Below are 22944 nucleotides of genomic sequence, written 5' to 3' on the forward strand. Positions count from 1 at the left end.
TTGTGCTGAAACAATTTGTCGCCTGCAAGGCGATTCTCTGGCTCAGGTCTCGCCGTCCTTGTTGGGGCCGAGTAGATCGTCGGCAATTTCAAACACTGCATCGGCGAGCGGCATCGCCGTCATTTCGGCCAGCGTATAGAAAGCCGCGGTTTCGGCGTCGTCGCTGGCCACCGCCTCGCCGCCGGCATAATTGGCCCCAAACACCGTCAGCCAATAGTCGACCGGATGCCCGTCGCCGCTGCCGTCGATGTGGATTTCCCGCAGCGGCCGGTAGCTGCGCGCCTGCAATCCGGTCTCTTCCAGCAATTCGCGCCGTGCTGCCTGTGCCAGCGTCTCGCCGGCTTCGACCTTGCCGCCGGGAAAGGCATAGAGGCCTTGCGAGGGCGGCCTGGCCCGCTTGACCAGTAGCACCGTGTTCTCGCGCACGACGCAGACCGAGACTGCCGGAATGATCTTGCGTGCTTCCATGGGCTCCGGATCGCTCGATTGGCATAGCCCGTTGTGGACCGGCCGTCGGCGAACAGCTTTAGCGGTTGCGAAAGGCGGGTTCCATGGCCACTTTCACATGCCACCAATTCGAGAGCTGAATTCATGTGCGGACGCTTTGCTTTGACAGCCACTCCGGACCAGACCGCCGCCTTTCTCGGCCTAGCGGAACTTGAGGAGTTTCCGGCCCGCTACAACATCGCGCCGACGCAGCCGGTGCTGATGGCGCTCGCCGGATTGCCGCAGGCGCCGGGCTCGAACCTGCCCGACCGCCGCTCGATGCTGGTGCGCTGGGGCCTGATTCCGGCCTGGGTCAGGGATACGCGTAACTTCCCGCTGCTGTTCAACGCGCGTTCCGAGGGGGCTTCGGAAAAGGCGTCGTTTCGCGCTGCCATGCGCCATCGCCGCGCCCTGGTACCGGCTTCGGGATTCTACGAATGGCACCAAACCGGTGGCAGAAGAGGGCAGCCCTATTGGGTGCAGCCAAGGCATGGCGGGCTTGTCGCCTTCGCCGGGCTCATTGAGACCTATGCCGAGCCGGGCGGCTCGGAAATGGACACCGGCGCCATTCTGACCGCCCACGCCAATGCCGATACTGCCCATATCTACGACCGCATGCCGGTAGTGATCCACCCCGACGATTTCGCGCGCTGGCTGGATTGCCGTACGCTCGAGCCGCGCGATGTGGCCGATCTACTGAGACCCGCCCAGCCCGATTTCTTCGAAGCGATCCCGGTTTCCGACCTCGTCAACAAGGTCGCCAATACCGGGCCGGAGATTCAGGAGAAGGGCGTCGTCAAGCCTGAGCCCGAGAAGGTCAAGCGCCAGAAGTCCAGCGCGAACGACAATCAGATGAGTTTATTTTAGCAAAAGCTACTATTGCTGGTTCGCAATCTTTTCCCGACGGCATTCTCAGGCAGCGCGCGGCGAAACGATCTTCTGCGCCGGCTTTTTCTTCTTCGCGGTGTGCAGAAGAGCTGCGACGATTGCTGCCGGGCCGATCGCCCGGTAGTGGCTGGCGAGCGCCGGTTGCTTGGCGCGGTTGGATTCTTGCTTAGGCATTGCTCTCTTCCCTGGTAACGTCTTCGTGTCTGCGTTTGCTGGCCGAATCCGACCAAATCGTGACGCTTGCTGATCTAGCCGGCGAATGTTTCATGACAGTGCCGACCTGTTTAATAAAATGTTTCAATGGCTCAATTCCTGTGAGCCAACGATATTTTTGGCGAAGGTAGCGACTTGACGGCAACACCGGGCAAGGCGATAAAGCCGGCCATGAGAACGTCTTTCGCCATTTGTGGCATTTGCATTATCGGCTAGCCTCGCGCTGGTCCTGGACGTTTTCGCCTCATCTCCTCCCAGATTGGACAAACGCCCCGGCCAGCAGGCTGGAGCCCGATTTGCGCCTCGGCGTAACCGACTCCATCCAGAGCACGATCCCAAAAGATCATGCTCAACCAAAGTAACGCACCGGGAACGCACGTATGTCTGACGCATCGAAGAGCCTGCGCCTCTACAATACGCTAACGCGGAGCAAGGAGGATTTCTTCCCGATCGATCCGCGCAACGTGCGCATGTATGTCTGCGGCCCGACGGTCTATGACTTCGCCCATATCGGCAATGCGCGGCCGGTGATCGTCTTCGACGTGCTGTTCCGTTTGCTGCGCCATCTCTACGGGCAAGCGCACGTCACTTACGTCCGCAACATTACGGACGTCGACGACAAGATCAACGCCCGCGCCCTGCGCGATTTCGGCGGCGAGATTGCCTCTGGCAAGCTGTCGCTGAACGAAGCGATCAGGCGGGTCACCGAAAAGACCGCCGGTCAGTTCCACAAGGACGTCGCGGCGCTCGGTTGCCTGGAGCCGACGGTCGAGCCGCGCGCCACGGAGTTCGTCGAGCCCAGGCCCGACGGCAAGGTCGACATGATCTTCTTGATTCAACGCTTGATCGAACGCGGCCATGCCTATGTCGCGGCTGGAGAAGTCCTGTTCGACACCGCTTCCATGCCGGACTACGGGCAGTTGTCGAAGCGCAATCTCGACGAGCAGCAGGCAGGCGCCCGCGTCGCCGTCGATGCACACAAGAAAAACCCCCAGGATTTCGTGCTCTGGAAATTGTCTTCGCCCGAGGAGCCGGGCTGGGACAGCCCGTGGGGCAGGGGTCGGCCGGGCTGGCACATCGAGTGCTCGGCGATGTCGGCCGCCTATCTCGGCGAGGTGTTCGACATCCATGGCGGTGGTCTCGACCTGATCTTTCCGCACCACGAGAACGAGATCGCGCAGTCGCGTTGCGCCCACGGCACCGAAACGATGGCCAAGGTGTGGATGCACAACGGTTTCCTGCAGGTCGAAGGTCAGAAGATGTCCAAGAGCCTGGGCAATTTCTATTCGATCACCGAATTGCTGGAGACGGAGACCTTTGGCGGCCGCAAATGGCCGGGCGAGGTGCTCAGGCTGGCGATGCTGATGACGCACTATCGCGAGCCGATCGACTTTTCCGTGCGCAAGCTGGAAGAGGCGGAGAATACGCTGCGTAAATGGAAGCGGGCGGCGGATGAAGCGCGTTATGAAATGAACCTTCCACATAATTTTGTGAGGGCACTTTCGGATGACCTTTCGACACCACATGCTTTTTATGTGCTCGCGGAGCTCGCATCCGATGCTAGCAAGGGTCTGGGGTTAGAGAGTTCGGAAACTCCCTTCGCTGAAATTGACGGCGATCCAATTGACGTCGAATTTAAGTTGAATGCCGCTGCTGAATTGAAGGCAGCGCTGTTGTTTCTTGGGTTCGATTTTGCGGAAGCTAAAGTTACCGAACAGGCCATTGTTGAGGCTATTGAGGCCCGTCTCACCCTGATCGCCGCCAAGAACTGGGCCGAAGCCGACCGCATCCGCGACGAGCTTTTGGCGCAAGGCATCCAATTGAAGGACGGCAAGGATCCCGTCACTGGCGAACGCATTACCACTTGGGAGGTGAAGCGGTGAGGGTGGCGCCAAGCACCCCCCTCTGCCCTGCCGGGCATCTCCCCCTCAAGGGGGGAGATTGGACGTCACTTCGGCTTTCGCCAATCGCCTGCGTTGATGATTGGGCGCCTCCGGTGAGGCTGCCGATCTCCCCCCTTGAGGGGGAGATGTCCGGTAGGACAGAGGGGGGCGAACCGCGATGACGCATTTCCCAGTACCCTCCAACAGCCGCAGCAATGCGCGCAAGATGCGCAGAACCATGACCGACGCCGAGCTGAAGCTTTGGAACGAGATAAGAGCGCACAGGCTGATGGGACTAGCTTTCAGGCGGCAGATGCCCATCGCCGGCTACATCGTCGATTTCGCCTGCCCGGCGAAAAAGCTGATCGTCGAGTTGGATGGTTCTCAGCACGCTCGGGCCGAAGCTTCGGCATCCGACGCCGCGAGAACAGCTAGGCTTGAGGCGTTAGGCTGGACCATCCTGCGTTTCTGGAACGACGACGTCATCCGCAATATCGACAATGTCTGCCAGCACATCGTGATCGAGGCCGGTCTGGCCCGTGCCGAAATGCCGGCCGACGAACCTGGAAGGGAGGCAGTTCCATGATCGATCATCTCGGCATCACCGTTTCAGATTTCGACGCGTCGAAGGCTTTTTACGACAGGGCGATGGCGCCGCTCGGCGCCTCGCTGCTCTACATGGTGCCGCAGGAATATACCGGCGGCGCCAAGGTCGGCGGCTACGGCCGCGACCGGCCGGTGTTTTGGCTGCACGCCGGCAAGGACAAGCCGAAGGATCATCAGCATGTCGCTTTCACCGCGCGCAGCCGCGCCGAGGTCGATGCCTTTCACGCCGCTGCGATCGCCGCCGGCGGCAAGGACAATGGCGGGCCGGGCCTGCGACCGCACTACCACCCCAACTATTACGCTGCCTTCGTCTTCGATCCGGACGGCAACAATATCGAGGCGGTCTGCCATGCTCCGGAGTAATGCGCGATGAGCCTCGACAACAAACCGGTGTATTCAGGCGGCTGCCAGTGCGGCGCGGTGCGCTTCCGCGTCGAAGGCGCGCTCGGCGATGCTTCCGTCTGCCATTGCCGCATGTGCCAGAAGGCGAGCGGCAATTTCTACCTGCCGCTGGTCTCGGTGCGCGGCGCAAGGCTCGATTGGACGCGCGGCGAGCCCAAACGCTTCCGCTCGTCCAATGCGGCGTTGCGCGGTTTCTGCGCCGAATGCGGCACGCCGCTGACCTTCGAAGCGCCCGACGGCGTGGCGCTCGCCATCGCCACATTCGACCAGCCCGAGGAGATCGCCCCGACCATCCAATGGGGTGTCGAAGCCAAGCTCCCCTACGTGGATCACGTCCACGAATTGCCCGGTGAGGAAACGATGGCCGACGTCTCGTCGGCCTCCTATCTCGCCGATCTCGTCTCCTACCAGCATCCCGACCACGACACCGAACAATGGCCGCCGGAGGAAAAATCATGACCGAAACCGTTCGTACCGGCGGCTGCCAGTGCGGCGCCGTGCGCTTCCGCATCCACGGCGCGCTCGGCCGCCCCTCGATCTGCCATTGCCGCATGTGCCAGAAACAGTTCGGCTCGTTTTTCGGCGCGCTGGTGACGGTGCCGAGCGACGGCGTCGAATGGCTGCGCGAGGAGCCGAGTTACTTTCAGTCGTCGGTCAACATCGATCGCGGCTTCTGCGCCCGCTGCGGCACACCGCTGACCTACCGCCAGCCCGGCGCGCTGGAGATCGCAATCGGCGCCTTCGACGACCGTTCCGATCTGGCGCCGCAGATCCAGGTCAACTACGCCGCCAGGCTGCCCTGGGTCGAGACGATCTTCGACGCGCGGATCCATGACGACCCGGATTTCTACGCGCGACAGGAATCCATCATCTCCTTCCAGCATCCCGATCACGAGACGGCCAACTGGCCGCAGCAGGGCCTGAAATTATGAGCAGCGAATTCCGTACCCTCTATGCCGAGATCGAGGCTTTCGAGTCCGGCATGCTCGACGTTGGCGATGGCCATCAGGTCTATTGGGAGCGCTCAGGCACCCGCGGTGCCAAGCCGGCTGTGTTCCTGCATGGCGGGCCGGGCGGCACCATTTCGCCAAAGCACCGGCGGCTGTTCGATCCGAAGCTGTACGATGTCATCCTGTTCGACCAGCGCGGCTGCGGAAAATCGACGCCCAATGCCTCGCTTGAAGCCAACACCACCTGGCACCTGGTCGCCGACATCGAGCGCCTGCGAAAAATGTGCGGCTTCGACAAATGGCTGGTGTTCGGCGGCTCGTGGGGTTCGACGCTGGCGCTGGCCTATGCCGAGAAACACCCCGAGCGGGCCAGCGAACTGGTCGTGCGCGGCATCTACACGCTGACTCGCGCCGAACTCGAATGGTACTACCAGTTCGGTGTGTCAGAGATGTTCCCCGACAAGTGGGAGCGGTTTCTGGCGCCGATCCCGGAGGCTGAGCGTGGCGACATGATGGCCGCCTATCGCAAACGGCTGGTCGGCAGCGATCCTGTGGCGCAGGTCGAGGCCGCTCGCGCCTGGAGCCTATGGGAGGGCGAGACGATCACTTTGCTGCCGGAACCGGAAACCAGCGATCCCTTCGGCCAGGATTATTATGCCCTGGCTTTCGCCCGCATCGAGAACCACTATTTCGTCCATGCCGGCTGGCTGGAAGAGGGACAGCTGCTGCGCGATGCATGGAAGCTTAAGGATATCCCGGGTACCATTGTTCACGGCCGCTACGACATGCCGTGCCCGGCGCGCTACGCCTGGGCGCTGCACAAGGCGTGGCCGAAAGCGGATTTCCATCTGATCGAAGGCGCCGGCCACGCCTATTCGGAGCCGGGCATCCTCGACAGGCTGATCCGCGCAACGGACATGTTTGCCGGGAAATGACCATGGCTCGCGAGCGCCTTTATCTGTTCGACACTACGCTGCGCGATGGTCAGCAGACGCCGGGTATCGACTTCTCCGTCGAGGACAAGATCGCCATCGCCAAGCTGCTCGACGAGTTCGGCATCGACTACGTCGAGGGCGGCTACCCCGGCGCCAATCCAACCGACACCGCCTTCTTTGCCGAGCGTCGCACGGCGGATGCCAAGTTCGTTGCCTTTGGCATGACCAAACGGCCAGGAGTGTCGATCTCGAACGATCCCGGCCTTGCCACGCTGGTCCAGTCGAAGTCGGATGCCATCTGCTTCGTCGCCAAGAGTTGGGACTACCATGTCCGCGTCGCTCTCGGCTGCACCAATGAGGAGAACCTCGAGGCGATCAAGGCCTCGGTCGAGGCGGCGCTCACGGCCGGCAAGGAGGCAATTGTCGACTGCGAGCATTTCTTTGACGGCTTCAAGGCCAACCCCGATTATGCGCTGGCCTGCGCCAGGACGGCTTATGAAGCCGGCGCGCGCTGGGTGGTGCTGTGCGACACCAATGGCGGCACGCAGCCCTCCGAGGTGCGCGCCATCGTCGAAAAGGTGATCGCGGCCGGCATACCGGGCGACCATCTCGGCATCCACGCCCATGACGACACCGGTCAGGCGGTGGCAAATTCGCTTGCCGCCGTCGAGGCCGGCGTGCGCCAGATCCAGGGCACGCTGAACGGCATCGGCGAGCGCTGCGGCAACGCCAACCTGATCTCGATCGTGCCGACATTGGCGTTGAAGCCGGCCTTTTCCCGCCGCTTTGCTACAGGCATTTCGGCAGAGGCGTTGACCGGTATATCGCGCCTGTCCCGCGCCTTCGACGAGTTGCTGAACCGCGCCCCGGAAGCGCAGGCTCCCTATGTCGGCGCCTCCGCTTTCGCCACCAAGGCCGGCATCCATGCCTCGGCGCTGGCCAAGGAGCCGGCGACCTACGAGCATGTGCCCCCAGAGACGGTCGGCAACCGCCGCCGTGTCATGGTTTCTGACCAAGGCGGCAAGGCCAATTTCCTCGCCGAGCTGAAACGGCGCGGCATCGACATACCCCGGGATGACCATCGCCTCGACGCGCTGATCGCTGTGGTCAAGGAACGTGAGGCGGAGGGCTACGCCTACGAAGGCGCCGACGCCAGCTTCGAGCTTCTGGCGCGCAAGATGCTGCACGGCCTGCCGGAATTCTTCCGCGTCACCTCGTTCCGCTGCATGGTCGAGCGCCGCTTCGACGCCAACGGCCAGCTGAAGACGGTCTCGGAGGCGATTGTGAAAGTGCTGGTCGAGGGCGAGGAGAAGATGTCGGTCGCCGAAGGCCACGGCCCGGTCAACGCGCTCGACATTGCGCTGCGCAAGGATCTCGGCAAATTCCAGAGCGAGATCGCCGATCTCGAGCTGGCCGACTTCAAGGTGCGTATCCTCAATGGCGGCACCGAGGCGATCACCCGCGTGCTGATCGAATCGCATGACGGCACCGGCGCGCGCTGGTGGACGGTCGGCGTCTCCGAAAACATCATCGATGCTTCGTTCCAGGCGCTGATGGATTCGATCGTCTACAAGCTGATGAAGAACCGCGACATGGCGGGATTGGCGGCGGCGGAGTAGCGTTGAACCATCAGCGAGACTCCATTGATCCATCAGCAGTTTGCGATGGTTTTGGGCAAGCCGCTGGCGCATAGCCTTGGGCCATGACTACCCAAGCACTTCAAATCGAGGCCGACACCAAAGCTCGTCGCGGCTTCCTGCTGGCGCTCGGCGCCTACCTGCTTTGGGGGCTGCTGCCCTTCTATATGAAGGCTGTCGCTCATCTGCCTCTGGCCGAAGTCATCGCCCACCGCGTCGTCTGGTCGGTGCCGATCGCGGCCGCTGTCCTGGTCTGGGCCGGCCGCACTGCCGATTTCAAAGCGGCAGTTCGCTCGCCGCGCATCATTTCGATGGCGGTGCTGACGGCGGCGCTGATCTCGGTCAACTGGGGCATCTATGTCTGGGCGATCGCCGTCGACCGCACCATCGAGACGGCGCTCGGCTACTACATCAACCCGCTGGTCAGCGTCGTTGTCGGCGCGCTGCTGCTCGGCGAGCGGCTCGACCGCCTGCAAATCGCGGCGGTGGTGCTGGCGGCAATCGCGGTCGCGGTGCTGACCATCGACGCCGGCAAGCTGCCCTGGGTATCGCTGGTGCTGGCCTTTTCCTTTGCCGCCTATGGCTTCTTCCGCAAGACGCTGCCAATCGGCCCGAGCCAGGGCTTCCTGCTTGAAGTGCTGCTGCTGTCGGTGCCGGCACTCGGCTACATCACCTTCCTGATCGCCACAGGACAGGATCATTTCGTCTCCAGCTCGCTGAACGACACCGCCTTGCTGATTGGCTGCGGTCCGGTCACCGCCGTGCCGCTGCTGTTGTTTGCGTTCGGCGCCCGGCTGCTGCGCCTCTCCACCATCGGCATCATGCAATATATCGCGCCGACGATCGTCTTTTTGATCGCGGTGCTGATTTTCGGCGAACCCTTCGGCACCGTTCAGGCCATAGCCTTCGGACTGATCTGGGCGGCCCTGGCGATGTACTCCTGGTCGATGTTTTCTTCGGCGCGCAAGATCGTTGCCGCATCCGCTCGAGCCGCGTAACGAAGAAAGGCGGCTGGCGGGCCTAATGCCGGCAGCCGCCTCTTTAACGATCGCTCAGTGCTTCGGCCCGAAGCCGGGATAGGGCTGCAGCGGCACGACGGCGGCAATGTCCATCATGCCGGCCTTGACCAGCGGCAAGGTTGCGAGATGGCTGCGCACGTCGGCATCGCTGTCGGCCTCGAACATCATGCCGCTGCCGGGAATGTCGCCTCGATTCCACACCTGACGCGCGGCGCCTTCGGCATAGAGCGTGCGGCGCTGCTCGGCCTCGCCAGGCAGCAGCGGCGCGAAATCGGCGTCGGTGAACTTTTCGGTGTTGCGCGCAAGAAGGGCAAAGAACTGCATCGGAATCTCCTGATGTTGGCCGTTGGAATGGCGAAAATATTCGCTTCGGCTGGCCAGACAGTCCAAGACTGATTAGGCTAAAGTTGAGACCTTGTGGGACTTTAGCATCGGAGCAACAATGTTCGACCTGCGCCAGCTCCGCTATTTCATCACGGTGGCCGAAACCGGCAACGTCGGCCGTGCCGCCGAATTGCTGCACATCTCGCAGTCGCCGCTCAGCCGTCAGATCATGCAGCTGGAGGAGCAACTGGGCGTGGTATTGTTCGAGAGGGCGAGGCAGCGTGTTCATCTCAATCCCGAAGGCCGCGCCTTTCTTACCGAGGCGCGTGCGCTGCTGGCCCATGCAAGACGGCTGGAGGAGCTCGGCCGCAATCTCGCCAGCGGTACGGTCGGCCGTCTCGCTGTCGGCTATGTCGAAGGCGCGGTCCATGCCGGGCTTGTCGCTCGGATGCTGCGCCAGTTTCGCCGCGACCGGCCCGAATTTCATCTTCAACTGAAGGGCGAGCGTTCCGCCGCGCAGATCGAAGCGCTGCGCGAACGATCGCTCGATCTGGGCCTCGTCTACACGCCTCCTTCTGCCGACGATCCCGACATCGCCGCCATGCTCATCATGCGCGAGGCGCTGGTTCTGGCGATGCCGGAAGGCGATCCATTGGCCGATATCGCGGAGATACTGCCGCAGCAACTGGACGGACGTACGTGGATCACGGTGGTGCGCCAGCCTGACGACACCAACCGCAGCCAATTTCTCGCCGCTTGCGCGAAGGCCGGCTTCCTGCCCGAGATTGCCTATGAGACGACCGATCCGTTGACGTCATTGGGATTGGTCAGCGCCGGACTTGGGCTGGCGACGGTGCAGGCCAGCCTGCGGAGTGCCGCGCCGCCTCAGATCGTATTTCGCGATCTGCCGTGGTTCGAACGCACGGTCTCGATCCATCTCGCCTGGCGGCGTCAGGACAAGCGTGCGGTCATTGCGGACTTAAGGAGGGCGGTAGGGCGGGGGTGAATAGTGAATGGTGAATAGTGAATAGTCAGTAGGGGATAGACAGGCGCCGGTTCGGAAAGTCTTGTACTTCACCATTCACCATTCACCATTCACTCTACATCTTATCAATCACCGACTGCACGCCCTCCGTCGGTGCGTCGACGGAGGATCCCGCCACCATGATGGCGGCGACGATTGCTTCCGGGTCCTCGACCACCAGCGGCTTGACCCGTTGCGCCGTGTGGATGAAGCCCTCCGTTGCCATGTGGTCGAGCAACGCCAGCATCGGATCCCAGAACCCTCCGACGTTGCCGAAGACGATCGGCTTGCGGTGATGGCCGAGCTGCGCCCAAGTCATGATCTCGACGATCTCCTCGACGGTGCCGATGCCGCCGGGCAACGCCACAAAGGCGTCGGATTTCTCGAACATCCTGTGTTTGCGCTCGTGCATGTTGTCGGTGATGACGAGCTCGTCGAGCCGGTTGAGCGCGGTTTCGGTCGCCTCCCGGTTGATCAGAAAACGTGGAATTATGCCGGTTACCTTGCCGCCGGCCTTTAATGCCCCTTCAGCGACGGCACCCATGATACCTTTAGTGCCGCCGCCATAAATCAGACGCAGGCCGGACTTGGCGATCGAGCGGCCAAGCAGGTGTCCGGCCTTGATATAGGTCTCATCTCGGCCCGGGGACGAGCCGCAATAGACGCAGACAGATCGAATCGTGTTCATGTTATGATTGGTGATAGGGACTATTGGCATGGTCAAGCCCTGGGGCGGGCTTTTTCTTGTCGGCTTTGGTAAAACAGGCTAGACCGAAATTAGGTGGCTAAGGGGCAGGGAAACATGGCAATTAATCCATTGAAGGCGTTTTTGTTCGCGGCTGGCGGCTCTGTCGCCGCGGCGGGAACCGCCTATGTATCGGGCGCACTCGACCCGTATCTCAATTCCGCCCCGCCTGCGGAGGTCGCGGCGCTGACGCCGCCGGCTTCGAAACCGGCCGCTCCGGCGACCGAGGGCCGGCTGCCGCCTGCGCCCGCCGCGTCCACCGATGCGGCAGCGCCCGCCGCCCCGGCCGCAGCAGGTGCAATCGTGCCGACCTTCGACATCGTGCGTGTCGAAAGCAACGGCTCGATCGTCGTCGCCGGCAATGCGGCGCCCAACGCCAAGGTCGAGATTCTCAACGGTTCGACTGTGCTCGGCTCGACGGTCGCCGGTTCCGACGGCGCCTTTGCCATTATTCTCGACGATCCGCTGAAGCCCGGCGACTACACGATCACACTGCGCTCGACGGCTGGCAATGTCGTGATCGCCTCGGCGCAGACCGCCGTCGTTTCGATCCCCCAGAATTCTACCGGCCAAGTTCTGGCAATGGTCGAGGAGCCGGGCAAGCCGTCCGAACTGCTCACTGTTCCAGCCCCTCAGGCAAAATCTGATGCCTCGCCGCCTGCCACCGGCACCGAACTGCCGGCCGCCGCCGGGCCGGCGCCAGCCGCCCCGGCCGCCATTGCAGCCGCACCGGTTCCGGCAGCGCCCGCCACACCGGCAGCGCCTGCTGCTCCCGCGGCGGAGCCCAAGATCGTCGTCGAAGCCGTCGAAATCGACGGCAACAAGATTTTCGTTGCCGGCGTCGCTGATCCCGGCCGCAAGGTGCGCGCCTATGCCAACGATATCCTGCTCGGCGACGCGAAGACCTCGCCCGACCGCCACTTCCTGGTCGAAGCGACACGCGACATTCCGGTCGGCACCTACACCATTCATGTCGACGCGCTCGACGCCGACGGGGTGACGGTGGTGGCTCGTGCCGCCGTGCCGTTCGAACGCGAGCCGGGCGAGGCGGTTGCCGCCGTCGCGCCCGCCGAGCCAAAGCCTGCCGAGATAAAACCAGCCGAGCCGAATGCTCCGGCGACCAAAGCCGCGCCGGCTACGCCGGCAACAGCCGCCGAAACGCCCGCAACTGCGCCCACTCCTGCCACCGAGGCCCCGGCCGAAATGGCCGCCACAACGCCTTCGGGCGAAACTCCTGAGACCGTGTCCCCTAAGCTCGAACATGCCGATGGCGCAGTCATTATCCGCCGCCATGACACGCTGTGGCGGATTTCGCGGCGGGTATATGGCCAGGGCATGCGCTACTCGACCATCTATCTCGCCAACCAGGACCAGATCAGCAATCCGAACCGCATCTGGCCGGGGCAGGTGTTCAAGGTGCCGGAGAAATCGAAGGAAGGCGAGCCCGCCGATCTCAAGGCAATGGGTGACCAGATGACGACGGCGCCAGCCAAGGCCGAGTAGCGTTCTGCCCATCAGGATAGCTTGCGGCAGGGCCAGTCATCGTTTATCGCCGATGGACGATGACCGAATCCCCCCTCGTAACGGACCGACGCCGCGCGGCAGATGAACACGCGCCGGCCAACTGCACGCCGGCCAACTGCACGCCGGATAGCCGCGCCGTCGCTGTCCGGCTCGCGGCCCTTTCGCATCCAGCGCGGATCGACATTCTCAAACACCTTTCCGCAAACCGTTCCTGCTGCTGCCGCGAGGTCGTCGAGCATCTCGACCTGGCGCAGTCCACCGTTTCCCAGCATTTGAAGATACTGGTCGAGGCCGGGCTGATCCGCTTCGAGCCTGACCGCCAGCGCTCGCGCTATGAACTCGACCGTGCCGCGCTCGCCGATGTTTCCGCATCGTTAGCCGCGCTGGTCGATTCCTGCTGCTCCGGCCGCTAAATATAAAAGGTAAACAAGAATGGCCGAGAAAACCGTTTCCGCCGATTCCGGCTCGACCTTCAGAACATTGCGCAATCTCTGGCCGTATATGTGGCCGGCCGACCGCGCCGATCTGAGGGCGCGCGTGGTGTGGGCAACCGTACTGCTGGTTGTCGCCAAGCTGACCCTGGTGGCCGGACCCTATTTCTTCAAATGGGCGACGGACGCGCTGGCCGGCGATAGCAAATCGCCGCCGCCGCTGCCGGACTTCCTGCTGGCGCCGGTCATGCTGGTCGTCGCCTACAATGCCGTGCGGCTGGTGCAGCTCGGCTTCAACCAGTTGCGCGACGCCCTGTTTGCACGGGTCGGCCAGCATGCGGTGCGCCGGCTCGCCTTCCGCACCTTCGTGCACATGCACGAACTGTCGCTGCGCTTCCACCTCGAACGGCGCACCGGCGGACTGTCGCGCGTCATCGAGCGCGGCACCAAGGGCATCGAGACGATCGTCCGCTTCACCATGCTGGCGACGGCGCCGACGATCGTCGAATTCGCGCTCACCGCCGGCATCTTCGCCGTCACCTATGGCTGGCTATACGTCTTTGTGATCGCGGTCACGGTCTGGCTCTATGTCTGGTTCACCGTCAGGGCGAGCGATTGGCGTATTTCGATCCGCCGCGAGATGAACGACAGCGACAATGAAGCCAGCACGAAGGCGATCGATTCGCTGCTCAACTACGAAACAGTCAAATATTTCAACAATGAAGCCATGGAGGCCGAGCGCTTCGACCGTTCCACGGCGCGCTATGAGGTGGCGGCGACCAGGACCTGGACCTCGCTTGGCTGGCTGAACTTCGGCCAAGGCGTCATCTTCGGCATCGGCATGGCCGTCGTCATGGTGCTGTCGGCGCTCGAGGTGAAGGCAGGCACACAGAGCGTCGGCGATTTCGTCTTCGTCAACGCCATGCTCATGCAGCTTTCGGTGCCGCTGAATTTCATCGGCATGATCTACCGCGAAATTCGCCAGGGCCTGACCGACATCGAAAACATGTTCGATCTGCTCGACGTCAAGCGCGAGATCGTCGATCGGCCGGGCGCCAAGCCACTGGTCGTCGAAGCCGGCAAGGTCGAGTTCCGTGACGTGCATTTTTCCTACGACCCCAACCGCAAGATCCTGAAGGGCATCAGCTTCGAGGTGGCGGCCGGCAAGACGGTGGCCATCGTCGGCCCCTCCGGAGCCGGAAAGTCGACCATTTCGCGGCTTTTGTTTCGTTTCTACGACATTCAGCGCGGCAAGATTCTGATCGACGGCCAGGACATTCGCGACGTCAAGCAGGAGAGCTTGCGCGCCGCCATCGGCATGGTGCCGCAGGACACGGTGCTGTTTAACGACACCATCGCCTACAACATCCGCTACGGCCGCATCGGCGCCAGCGAGGAGGATGTGCGCAAGGCGGCAGAACTGGCCCAGATCGGACCGTTCATCGAGCGGCTGCCCGACGGCTATCGCTCAATGGTCGGCGAGCGCGGGTTGAAACTGTCCGGCGGCGAGAAGCAGCGGGTGGCGATTGCCCGCACCATCTTGAAGGCACCGCCGATCCTGATGCTCGACGAGGCGACCTCGGCGCTGGACAGCCACACCGAGCAGGAGATCCAGGCGGCACTCGACCTGGTCAGCCAAGGCCGCACCACCCTCGTCATCGCCCATCGGCTGTCTACAGTGATTTCGGCCGACGAGATCATCGTCCTGCAGGACGGCCAGATCGCCGAGCGCGGCACCCATGCCGCCTTGATGGCCAAGCGCGGCCTTTATGCATCCATGTGGGACCGCCAGCGCGAGGCAAGCGAGGCCGAGGAGCGGCTGCGCATTGCCCGCGAAAGCGACGAGTTCGGCGTCGTCGTCCGCCGCCGCACCTCGGAGGTGAGCTGAAAATTCGTGCTTGACCTCAACTTAAGTTGAGATCGTAGACCGTTTTGGATCGCAGCAAGATGCGTCGTTCAAAACGGAGACAATCGATATGAGTGAGATAAATCAGGCAGTTAGTGGCGGCAGCGTATTCCGGGTGGACAAGTTTGTTGTTCCGGCCAACGCCCGCGAGGAGATTCTTGCCAAGGTCCGGATGACGCATGAATTGCTGCGCCAGCAGCAAGGGTTCGTCCAGGATTTCCTGCTTGAGCAATTCTCGGGGCCGGGCGAGTTCAACCTCGTGACCATTGTCGAATGGGAAGGGCAGGCCGCTGTCGACAAGGTCGTGCCGATCATCAAGGCTGCGCATGAGCGCATCGGCTTCAATCCTCAGGAGACCATTGCGCGACTTGGCGTCAAGGCAGATATCGCCAACTATCAGCGGATTCCCGGGGTGTAAGCTCTTCTACGGCCAGCCCGCGCCCGGCGCGGTAGCCTCGATGCTGAGCACCTGGCCGGTACGGGCATCGCTGATCATATGTTCGAAGCCGCGCCATTCGGCGGCGACGATGAACAGCGTTTTTCCCTCGCTGCCGCCGAGCATGCAGGCAAAGCAGCCGCGGTCGACATCGACGCTTTCGAGCATCGCGCCGCCCTCGCGCACCCGCACGCAATGCCGGTTCGGAACATCGGCGTACCACGCCGCACCTTCGGCATCGAGGCAGATGCCGTCGGGAAAACCGTTGCCGAGATTGGCCCAGATCCTGCGGTTGGAAAGGTGGCCATCGGCAGCGATGTCGAAGGCGGTCAGCCGGTTGGCGTGGGACTCGGCAACGATCAGCGTCTTGTTGTCAGGCGTCACCGCCATGCCATTGGCGAAGGCGAGGTTCTCAGCCACCTGCTGAACCGAGCCATCAGGTGCAACTTGCACGATGGTGCCGGGGCCGAAATGCTGGCCGGGAGCCGGAGCAGGCCCACCGCCATTGACGTATATGTTGCCGCGCCCATCGACCACGATCTCGTTCCACGGGCTCTTCGACAGGTGTCTCAGATCGGCATGGGTGACCAGCCTCCCGTCTGCCTCCTGCCTGAGGACCAGCCCTTCGCGGCCGGAGACGACAAGCAGGCGCCCGTCCGGAAGCCAGTCAATGGAATAGGGCAGGGTGGCCGGCACGGTGAGCACGGTCTCGCTGTTGCCCAGAGCGTCAACGGCGATTATCTGGCCTGTGCCCCAGTTGCAGAACCACAGCCGGCCATCGTGCCAGCGCGGCGACTCGCCGAAGGCCAAGCCGTTCATCACCACTTGCACTTGCCTAGCTGCTGATTTCTGCATGGGCCGAGAACCTCCGGGTTTGCGCAAATCGTCATGGCTGAAAGGCCGATGAGAGGCGCTGTCTTGCCAAGGACGGGCGAGAGTGCTGCGTTCCGACAATGAGGATGGCGACGGCGTCGTTTATATTTGACCTGAGTAGCCGCACGGAACCGCGCGATGCGCCGTGCGCCTCCACTCATCTTTCTTCAATGAAGTATAACCGGCCGGTGCTTGCGGACGGGAAAGTCAAATGCAAGAATCACGTTGGCCCGCAGAAATCCTGTTGTGGCAAGCAGGAAGGGCGTTTGGCGTGTTCGAAAGATTTTCCCGCTGGGCCAAGAAGAAATTTCAGCGATCAGCGACCATTTCACCGGCTCGGTCCAAGCAGTCATTCCCAGGCAAGCCATCATCTTCGGTGATCGTGCCGCGCTCAGTCGTGGAAGACGCGGCCGACAATCCTTTCGGTCTCATTGTAGCCGTCAGAGAATTCGTCGAAGCCATGGTCTCGCAAGGCCTTTACCGTTCCACCGAAATCAGCCCCAAGGCAATGCAGGCCTGTCATGCCGATGACTATTTGGCTGAGGTCAACAATGGCGGCCATAGCCAGTTCATCTATAATTCTGGCGAAGAACTCGACACCGTCATTGCCGACGCACGCACCGCCCTCGCTGAGATGGGCGCGCACGGACAACTGGCGACTTTGGACCAAATGGCTGCCTGGGTCGCGGAGCACCCCGAGGAGACTGAGGAACAGACAGGCTTCGAAGGAGGTACTGACGATAAGCTCAGTACGCTCGACCGTCTATTCTACCAAGCCGATCAGGTCGCATCGATGCTCGCTCTATCGGCTCGCTGGATAAACTCATGGCCTGAACTCGCAATCGTTGAGGATGCCGACTACGGAGAAGCCATCCATCAGCTGGCCGTGACCAATCCACGGCGCGAGCCGAGGCTACTCCATCGTTCTGTTGGCAAGCTGGTCAACCAAATGACGGGCTGGCGTGATGTCGGCGTCGGCCTTGCATGCGCCGAGGCGCCAAGGCCCGAGGTCAAGCTGGCGCTCGGCATGGCAAGGGTGCTGGACGTCGAGGGCGAAAAACTGTTGGCTTTTCAGCTGCGCACCAATGCCAAGGAGCCGCGTCTAGCCGTCGCCACGCCCGCGCATGCGGCCGTCTATGAATATATCGCCCCGGAGGATCCGTCTGTCGCGCGTCCGGGCGAGAATCCATTCGCTGCCGGCGCCCCGCGCGTCGGCAAGAGACTTGGCCGTGTTGAAGCGCAGGCAATAGAAATGGTGCTCGAATTGGCCGCAGCCTATCATGCGCCGGTCGCTGTCGACCTCTTGCTGCGCAGAGCCGGGTTCGATCCGACCGATGCTGTCGTCTCTGCGAACTCGGTCGTGCCTAGGGAAGGCGGCGCGGTTGTGAACTGGGTGGTTATGGCCGACGAGCATGTATTCCTCCTCCAGTCGACCCCGAAAGGCGGCGTGCTACGCGGCAGCCACGAAGAGAGCTTGGCGGAGGCCGATCGGCGCGAACTCGAGGAGTATTTCGAGCAAGCGGCGGCAGCGGGTGCCTGAGTGGATTTCGCTTGGCCGTTCTGAGACGGCGACGACCGCCACCTCCAAGCGCACCCATTGTCGCGTTGCGACCGCGGGGTGTTTCCGCTATTGAGGCCGGACTTGGAACCAAGGTTGCCCTCATCCCATGAGCCTCGTCGACACGATCAAGAATGCGTTCGTTCCGATCCATCGCGAGGGTTATCCCTTTATCGCCGCGTTCGGCGCGGCGACGCTCTTTCTTGGCTATTTCTCCTCGACCCTGTTCTGGATCGGTCTCATCCTGACCGCCTGGTGCGCCTATTTCTTCCGCGATCCCGAGCGTGTCACGCCGATCGACGACCGGCTGGTTGTCAGCCCTGCCGACGGCATCGTCTCGGCGGTCGGCCCGGCCGTGCCGCCGCGCGAGCTCGGCCTAGGTGGTGGTGAAATGACCCGCATCTCGGTGTTCATGAACGTCTTTTCCTGCCACGTGAACCGCTCCCCGGTGCGTGGCCGCATTTCCAGGATCGAGCATCGGCCAGGAAAATTCCTCAATGCCGAACTCGACAAGGCAAGCACCGAGAACGAGCGCAACGGGCTGGTCATCGAAAGCCCCAATGGAACGGTCGCCGCGGTGCAGATCGCCGGCCTGGTAGCGCGGCGCATCGTCTGCTGGGCCGAGCCCGGCGGCGCCATTGGCACCGGCGAGCGCTTCGGGCTGATCCGCTTTGGCTCGCGCGTCGATGTATTCCTGCCCTCGACCGCGACGCCGCGCGTCGCCGTCGGCCAGACCGCGGTCGGCGGTGAGACGGTGCTGGCGGAATTCGGCGGCGTTGCCGCAACGCCGCTCGTGCGGATCTCCTGACCGGTGGCGCCGCCGTTCAAGAAATTCGAGGCGCATGGCGGCGGTGGCCCGCGCATTCGCGAAATCCCGATGCGCATGGTGCTGCCCAACCTGGTCACTGTGCTCGCCATTTGCGCCGGCCTGTCCGGTATTCGCTTCGGCTTTGAGGGCCGCTTCGAGCCAGCGGTGGTGATGGTGCTGCTCGCCGCCTTCCTCGATGGTATCGACGGCCGTCTGGCGCGAATGCTGAAGGCGACTTCCAAATTCGGCGCCCAGATGGATTCGCTGGCCGATATCGTCAATTTCGGCGTGGCACCGGCGCTGGTGCTCTATGCCTTTCTGCTCGACAGGGCAGGTTCGCCGGGCTGGATCGCGGCCCTGCTGTTCACCATCGCCTGTGGGATGAGGCTTGCCCGCTTCAACGTGCTCGACGAAGAGCTCGACCGTCCGCAGTGGCAGACCGAATATTTCGTTGGCGTGCCGGCGCCGGCGGGTGCGGTGCTGGTGATGCTGCCGCTCTATCTGTTCTTCCTCAGGCTTGGCCTTGAACCCAGCCGCCTGACAGCCTTCATTGCCACCGGCTTTACAATATTGGTGGCGTTCCTGCTGGTCAGCAGACTGCCCGTCTATTCCGGCAAGAGCGTCAGGATACCGGGCGACAGGGTGCTGCCGATCATCCTCGCAGTCGTCCTCTACGTCCTGCTTTTGATGACCTATCCCTGGTATACGCTGACGGCCTCGGTTGCCGGCTATCTGCTCTTCTTGCCGTTCAGCGTGCGCGCCTATTCGAGACGCGCCAAGCGCGAAGGCGAGAAGGTGCCGTCCTCGGACATCGGCTGACAGATTTGGTGCCAATTCGTCCTGCGCCTGGCAGTGCACGAAAAGGGTCACCAGTTTAGATCAGGGAGCCGCTCACCGAGGACGCGGCGCTGTGGAGGGCATCACCGCGTTTTCGGAACTTGCTAGGCGCCTGACCGTTTGTATCGGTAGGTCCGTCTGAGCGGCTGCTCGTGGTACGTCGTCTACGTCGCGCAAGCTGCCGGATCGGGCGCAGAACCATCGGAAACGAGGAGAAATGGCTGTCATCCTCATCGGCGCGTTGCTGACTGTCGCCGGCCTCGTATACATGGCGGTTGCAGCCATCATGCGCGGGCGGCTTAGTGAGCCGACCGCTGTCTCCACCGCGGTGGATAGTCCGACGCCCAATCTCGCAACACCAGGTCCAACCCTGGAGCCGCGGCGGCGCGGGCTCCGTTTTCTCGGCCTGTCGCAGAACTGGCCGGGCCTGCTGATGATGGCCGTCGGCGCCATTCTGCTGTTGTCGGTGGTGGTCTTCTAATGCATGTCGCGCAAAAGTGTGCAGCGGTTTTGCGATAACGGCATGCATAAAAGCAAGAATCTTAAGCGCGTCGCACAAGGCAGGTCGAACGCGACGCGCTTTAGAGTTTTCGACAGCAAACCTCACGCGGCTGCGCTCAGTCCCAGCCTCTCGAGTGCCAGCTTTCTAGTCGAGACATAGTCTGTCTTGCCCGAGCCCAGTACCGGGATCTCCTCGACCTTGACGATGTCGTTCGGCACCATCAGTTCGGCCGCGCCGGCTTTTTTGCCGAATTGGCGCAATTCGTCGGGATCGGCATTATCGGCGGTGGTGACCAGAACGAGGCGCTCGCCGCGCCGCTTGTCCGGCACTGCCACCACGGCGTGATGCTCTTCCGGCCACAGCGACTGCACCAGCATCTCGACCGCACCAAGCGATACCATCTCGCCGGCTATCTTGGCGAAGCGCTTGGCGCGGCCGCGAATGGTGATGAAGCCTTCGCGATCGACCGAAACGATATCGCCGGTGTCGTGCCAGCCTTCGAGCGGCTGCAACTCGCCAGGCCGGTCGCCGGTCATGTAGCCCATCATCAGGTTCGGCCCGTCGAGCCACAGCCGGCCGGCGTCGCTGATGCCTTCGACCGGTTCGAGTTTCATGCGCATGGCCGGCAGCAGCCGCCCGACGGTTCCGTCGCGGCCGTGGATGGCGGTGTTGACGGCAACCACTGGTGCGGCCTCGGTCAAGCCAAAACCTTCGATGATCTCGGCCTGGAAGCGCTCGCGGTAAACCCGGCGCGTCTCCGGCTTCACCGCCTCGGCACCGGCCACGACGAAGCGCAGGCTGGAAAAGTCGCCGTCCTTGGCGGTGCGGGCATAGTTGGCGAGGAACGTGTCGGTGCCGAACATCACCGTCGGCCGGACCTTGCGCGCCACCTCCGGAATAAGTTTGTAGTGGAGCGGTGAGGGGTAGAGGAACAGCTTTACTCCGGTGACCAGCGGCAGGATGGTGCCGCCGGTCAACCCGAACGAGTGGAACACCGGCAGCACGTTGAGCAGGATGTCGACCGGCGAGATAGTGATGCGGGCTTCCGCCTGCATCGCATTGGCAAGAAGGTTCCGGTGCGACAGCACCACGGCCTTGGGCGTGCCTTCCGAGCCGGAGGTGAACAGGATCACCGCCGGCTTGGCTGCATCCTGGCGCTGCAACGGCCAGCGCCACAGCAAGCCGGCTGCGGCCTTGTCCAGCACGGTCACGCTTGCGCGAACATCCTCCAGCCACAGCAGCTTCGCCCCGCCCTTTTCCACCGCCTCGACGATGTCGGCGAGGTTGGCCTTTTCGACAAAGGCGCGTGAGGAGACCACGGTGCGGATCATCGCCGTGCGGACGGCGGCGGTGACGCTGGCCGGGCCGGCGGTATAGTTGATCATTGCTGCCACCCGCGCAGCCGACAAAAGTCCGACGAACGACAGCACGACGCCATTGGCGTTGGGAAGGAGCAGCCCAACCGCTTCGCCCGGCGCTGTTATTGCCTCGAACCGTCGGCCCAAAACCCTGGCGCCGATGAACATTTTCCGGTACCTCAGCGCACCGCCAATGACGTCCTCGATAATTGGGTGCGAAGCGCCAACACGGTCGGCGGCATCGCGCATGGCGAGAAACAGGCCGCGATCGAGATCGCTGCCGAAAAGCCTGGCCTCGGCGAAGCGGTCGAACAGCGCATTGGTGTTGGAGGCCTGATCTGGGTTCCGCGCCACCAGCTCGGCGACCGTCATCGGCTCCAGCGCGCAGATCGACAGCTGCGGAAACCAATGGCGCGGCGCCTTGTCCGCGGGCGTCAGCGAAGCCGGCAGGCCGCGTGCGCCGGCAACGAAGATCGGCACGATGCGGGCGTCGGCCTGCATGGCGATACGGGTGATGGCACGAAACAACCGAAATGACTTGACGTCTGGCTCGACCGCGTCCGGCAGGTAAACGGCGAGCCGGCCCTTGCCTTTCAGCACCCGCACCAGTCTGCGGCTGACGAAGACATGCTCGGCGTTGAAGGCGATGGTGCGGCCGAGCTCGCGCCACGGCTCCAGCCACGGCGACCTGGCCGAAGCCTGGTCGAGGATGTGCAGCGTGTCCTCCGGCAGCAGCGACAGCATCAGCGCCGGCTCGATGCGCGACTGATGCCAAATGACGTAGATGACGGGGGCCGCCGACCTGCGGGCAATCTTGATGCGCTCGTCGCTGATCCGGTAGGCGAGCTTGAACGGCACGTAGAGCAGCGCCTGGCTCAAGCGCAGGCCGAGGCGGAACTTCTCCACCACGCCGATCAGCAGCCAGGCCGCGACAAGACCCGCAAGCAGCGCCAGTGTCAGGATCATCGCCGCATCTCCCAACAATCTCACGTCGCGGCTCTTCAGTGGCCGCTTCGGGTGAGAACCTAGCCGAAGTTGGATCAACGTCAATGCGGCTTCATTTTTCCTTCTCTCCTGCTACCAGTGGGCTCGGCTGCCTTCTCCACAAATCGCAACTATGCCACCTTCATCCTTCCGCTGATGAAGCGGAATTCCTGCGTCTTGCCGCCAAAGCCATAGGCGGCCGCAGGCACTTCATGCACGAGGGCGTAGCTTTCCTCATGCACCTTGCCCAGCAGCCGGCAGAATGCGGCAAAAATTGCCTGCAGATACGCCTCCAGTTCGAGCTTGGTGTTGGTGCCGTCGACAACCTTGATGTCGAGCCAAGCCGTGTTGGCGCCATGCTCGGCCAGCGACTTGCCGCCGGCGAACCAGTGCTCGGGGTCGTGATAGGAAATGGCAACAGCTGTAATCGTCGCGTCCTTGCGCAGATGCGTGGCCGTCAGATCGGTCACTTCCTTGGCAATAGCGGCGGACAAAGCGGCGTCGGGCTTGCCGGTAACGCTGATATTGATGATCGGCATGTTTCTTCTCCTCGGTTTCAGCGGCGTGTCTTCGCCGTCGAGAAAATCATGTCATCGTCCTTTGATCAAAAAAATC

The 22944-nt window shown here is 62.7% G+C and carries 25 protein-coding genes; 18 read left to right on the forward strand and 7 right to left on the reverse strand.

Annotated elements, in window-relative coordinates:
* Nucleotides 1–42 precede the first annotated feature (42 nt).
* Entirely contained in the window at nucleotides 43–468 is a 426-nt protein-coding gene (locus NKI95_RS14450; protein ID WP_352717497.1) for an NUDIX hydrolase, read from the reverse strand.
* 123 nt (nucleotides 469–591) lie between these two features.
* Between NKI95_RS14450 and NKI95_RS14455 the strand changes: the two genes are divergently transcribed.
* Complete coding sequence (locus tag NKI95_RS14455) at nucleotides 592–1353, forward strand: SOS response-associated peptidase (protein ID WP_352717498.1); 762 nt, start codon at nucleotides 592–594, stop codon at nucleotides 1351–1353.
* Nucleotides 1354–1398: 45 nt separating this feature from the next.
* Here NKI95_RS14455 and NKI95_RS14460 read toward each other — a convergent pair whose 3' ends face one another.
* Entirely contained in the window at nucleotides 1399–1548 is a 150-nt protein-coding gene (locus NKI95_RS14460; protein WP_023677745.1) for a hypothetical protein, read from the reverse strand.
* 419 nt (nucleotides 1549–1967) lie between these two features.
* Between NKI95_RS14460 and cysS the strand changes: the two genes are divergently transcribed.
* From cysS to rarD, 8 genes are all read left to right on the forward strand, one after another.
* Nucleotides 1968–3470 (forward strand): cysteine--tRNA ligase, encoded by a 1503-nt coding sequence (cysS, locus tag NKI95_RS14465; RefSeq protein ID WP_352717500.1) that lies wholly within the window; start codon nucleotides 1968–1970, stop codon nucleotides 3468–3470.
* 178 nt (nucleotides 3471–3648) lie between these two features.
* The gene (locus NKI95_RS14470) at nucleotides 3649–4056 is read left to right on the forward strand and encodes an endonuclease domain-containing protein (RefSeq protein ID WP_352717502.1); all 408 of its coding nucleotides are present in this window, start codon (nucleotides 3649–3651) and stop codon (nucleotides 4054–4056) included.
* On the forward strand, nucleotides 4053–4439 hold the full coding sequence (locus NKI95_RS14475; RefSeq protein WP_352717503.1) for a VOC family protein: 387 nt from the start codon (nucleotides 4053–4055) through the stop codon (nucleotides 4437–4439). Before NKI95_RS14470 ends, NKI95_RS14475 begins: the two co-directional genes overlap by 4 nt.
* A 6-nt stretch (nucleotides 4440–4445) precedes the next feature.
* Nucleotides 4446–4937: a GFA family protein gene (locus NKI95_RS14480; RefSeq protein ID WP_352717504.1), complete on the forward strand. Its 492-nt coding sequence runs from the start codon at nucleotides 4446–4448 to the stop codon at nucleotides 4935–4937.
* Nucleotides 4934–5410 carry a GFA family protein gene (locus NKI95_RS14485; RefSeq protein ID WP_352717506.1) on the forward strand — a complete coding sequence of 159 codons (477 nt, stop codon included), beginning with the start codon at nucleotides 4934–4936 and terminating at the stop codon, nucleotides 5408–5410. Before NKI95_RS14480 ends, NKI95_RS14485 begins: the two co-directional genes overlap by 4 nt.
* A complete protein-coding gene (pip, locus tag NKI95_RS14490) occupies nucleotides 5407–6363 on the forward strand; it encodes a prolyl aminopeptidase (RefSeq protein WP_352717507.1) in 957 nt (318 codons plus the stop codon). Before NKI95_RS14485 ends, pip begins: the two co-directional genes overlap by 4 nt.
* A complete protein-coding gene (gene cimA / locus NKI95_RS14495; RefSeq protein WP_352717509.1) occupies nucleotides 6360–7982 on the forward strand; it encodes a citramalate synthase in 1623 nt (540 codons plus the stop codon). Before pip ends, cimA begins: the two co-directional genes overlap by 4 nt.
* An 83-nt stretch (nucleotides 7983–8065) precedes the next feature.
* Nucleotides 8066–8998: an EamA family transporter RarD gene (rarD, locus tag NKI95_RS14500; protein WP_352717510.1), complete on the forward strand. Its 933-nt coding sequence runs from the start codon at nucleotides 8066–8068 to the stop codon at nucleotides 8996–8998.
* Nucleotides 8999–9052: 54 nt separating this feature from the next.
* Here the strand turns inward: rarD and NKI95_RS14505 are convergent, their stop codons facing one another.
* On the reverse strand, nucleotides 9053–9343 hold the full coding sequence (locus NKI95_RS14505; protein WP_352717512.1) for a muconolactone Delta-isomerase family protein: 291 nt from the start codon (nucleotides 9341–9343) through the stop codon (nucleotides 9053–9055).
* A gap of 118 nt (nucleotides 9344–9461) precedes the next feature.
* On the opposite strand from NKI95_RS14505, the gene NKI95_RS14510 reads away from it, so the two are divergent.
* Nucleotides 9462–10349 carry a LysR family transcriptional regulator gene (locus NKI95_RS14510; protein ID WP_352717513.1) on the forward strand — a complete coding sequence of 296 codons (888 nt, stop codon included), beginning with the start codon at nucleotides 9462–9464 and terminating at the stop codon, nucleotides 10347–10349.
* 94 nt (nucleotides 10350–10443) lie between these two features.
* On the opposite strand, the gene NKI95_RS14515 is transcribed toward NKI95_RS14510, so the two are convergent.
* Nucleotides 10444–11055 carry an LOG family protein gene (locus NKI95_RS14515; protein ID WP_254820219.1) on the reverse strand — a complete coding sequence of 204 codons (612 nt, stop codon included), beginning with the start codon at nucleotides 11053–11055 and terminating at the stop codon, nucleotides 10444–10446.
* A gap of 114 nt (nucleotides 11056–11169) precedes the next feature.
* On the opposite strand from NKI95_RS14515, the gene NKI95_RS14520 reads away from it, so the two are divergent.
* From NKI95_RS14520 to NKI95_RS14535, 4 genes are all read left to right on the forward strand, one after another.
* Nucleotides 11170–12615 (forward strand): LysM peptidoglycan-binding domain-containing protein, encoded by a 1446-nt coding sequence (locus NKI95_RS14520; protein WP_352717515.1) that lies wholly within the window; start codon nucleotides 11170–11172, stop codon nucleotides 12613–12615.
* A 59-nt stretch (nucleotides 12616–12674) separates the two neighbouring features.
* Nucleotides 12675–13049, forward strand: a complete 375-nt coding sequence (locus NKI95_RS14525) for an ArsR/SmtB family transcription factor (RefSeq protein WP_292662186.1) — start codon at nucleotides 12675–12677, stop codon at nucleotides 13047–13049.
* Nucleotides 13050–13068: 19 nt separating this feature from the next.
* A complete protein-coding gene (locus tag NKI95_RS14530; protein ID WP_352717517.1) occupies nucleotides 13069–14955 on the forward strand; it encodes an ABCB family ABC transporter ATP-binding protein/permease in 1887 nt (628 codons plus the stop codon).
* An 88-nt stretch (nucleotides 14956–15043) separates the two neighbouring features.
* Nucleotides 15044–15391, forward strand: a complete 348-nt coding sequence (locus NKI95_RS14535) for an antibiotic biosynthesis monooxygenase (protein WP_352717518.1) — start codon at nucleotides 15044–15046, stop codon at nucleotides 15389–15391.
* Nucleotides 15392–15397: 6 nt separating this feature from the next.
* On the opposite strand, the gene NKI95_RS14540 is transcribed toward NKI95_RS14535, so the two are convergent.
* A complete protein-coding gene (locus tag NKI95_RS14540; protein WP_352717519.1) occupies nucleotides 15398–16264 on the reverse strand; it encodes an SMP-30/gluconolactonase/LRE family protein in 867 nt (288 codons plus the stop codon).
* Nucleotides 16265–16664: 400 nt separating this feature from the next.
* Here NKI95_RS14540 and NKI95_RS14545 point away from each other — a divergent pair, with 400 nt between their 5' ends.
* From NKI95_RS14545 to NKI95_RS14560, 4 genes are all read left to right on the forward strand, one after another.
* On the forward strand, nucleotides 16665–17822 hold the full coding sequence (locus NKI95_RS14545; protein WP_352717521.1) for a DMP19 family protein: 1158 nt from the start codon (nucleotides 16665–16667) through the stop codon (nucleotides 17820–17822).
* A 127-nt stretch (nucleotides 17823–17949) separates the two neighbouring features.
* Nucleotides 17950–18648, forward strand: coding sequence for a phosphatidylserine decarboxylase (locus NKI95_RS14550; RefSeq protein ID WP_023677729.1), 699 nt, complete (start codon nucleotides 17950–17952; stop codon nucleotides 18646–18648).
* Between the two features lie 3 nt (nucleotides 18649–18651).
* On the forward strand, nucleotides 18652–19467 hold the full coding sequence (locus NKI95_RS14555) for a CDP-alcohol phosphatidyltransferase family protein (protein WP_352717522.1): 816 nt from the start codon (nucleotides 18652–18654) through the stop codon (nucleotides 19465–19467).
* Nucleotides 19468–19702: 235 nt separating this feature from the next.
* Nucleotides 19703–19966 carry a hypothetical protein gene (locus NKI95_RS14560; protein WP_352717524.1) on the forward strand — a complete coding sequence of 88 codons (264 nt, stop codon included), beginning with the start codon at nucleotides 19703–19705 and terminating at the stop codon, nucleotides 19964–19966.
* Between the two features lie 122 nt (nucleotides 19967–20088).
* On the opposite strand, the gene NKI95_RS14565 is transcribed toward NKI95_RS14560, so the two are convergent.
* The gene (locus NKI95_RS14565) at nucleotides 20089–22311 is read right to left on the reverse strand and encodes an AMP-binding protein (protein WP_352717525.1); all 2223 of its coding nucleotides are present in this window, start codon (nucleotides 22309–22311) and stop codon (nucleotides 20089–20091) included.
* Nucleotides 22312–22460: 149 nt separating this feature from the next.
* Nucleotides 22461–22868 carry a tautomerase family protein gene (locus NKI95_RS14570; protein ID WP_352717527.1) on the reverse strand — a complete coding sequence of 136 codons (408 nt, stop codon included), beginning with the start codon at nucleotides 22866–22868 and terminating at the stop codon, nucleotides 22461–22463.
* Nucleotides 22869–22944 lie beyond the last annotated feature (76 nt).

Source organism: Mesorhizobium sp. M0306, from assembly GCF_040321655.1.
Classification (GTDB): domain Bacteria; phylum Pseudomonadota; class Alphaproteobacteria; order Rhizobiales; family Rhizobiaceae; genus Mesorhizobium.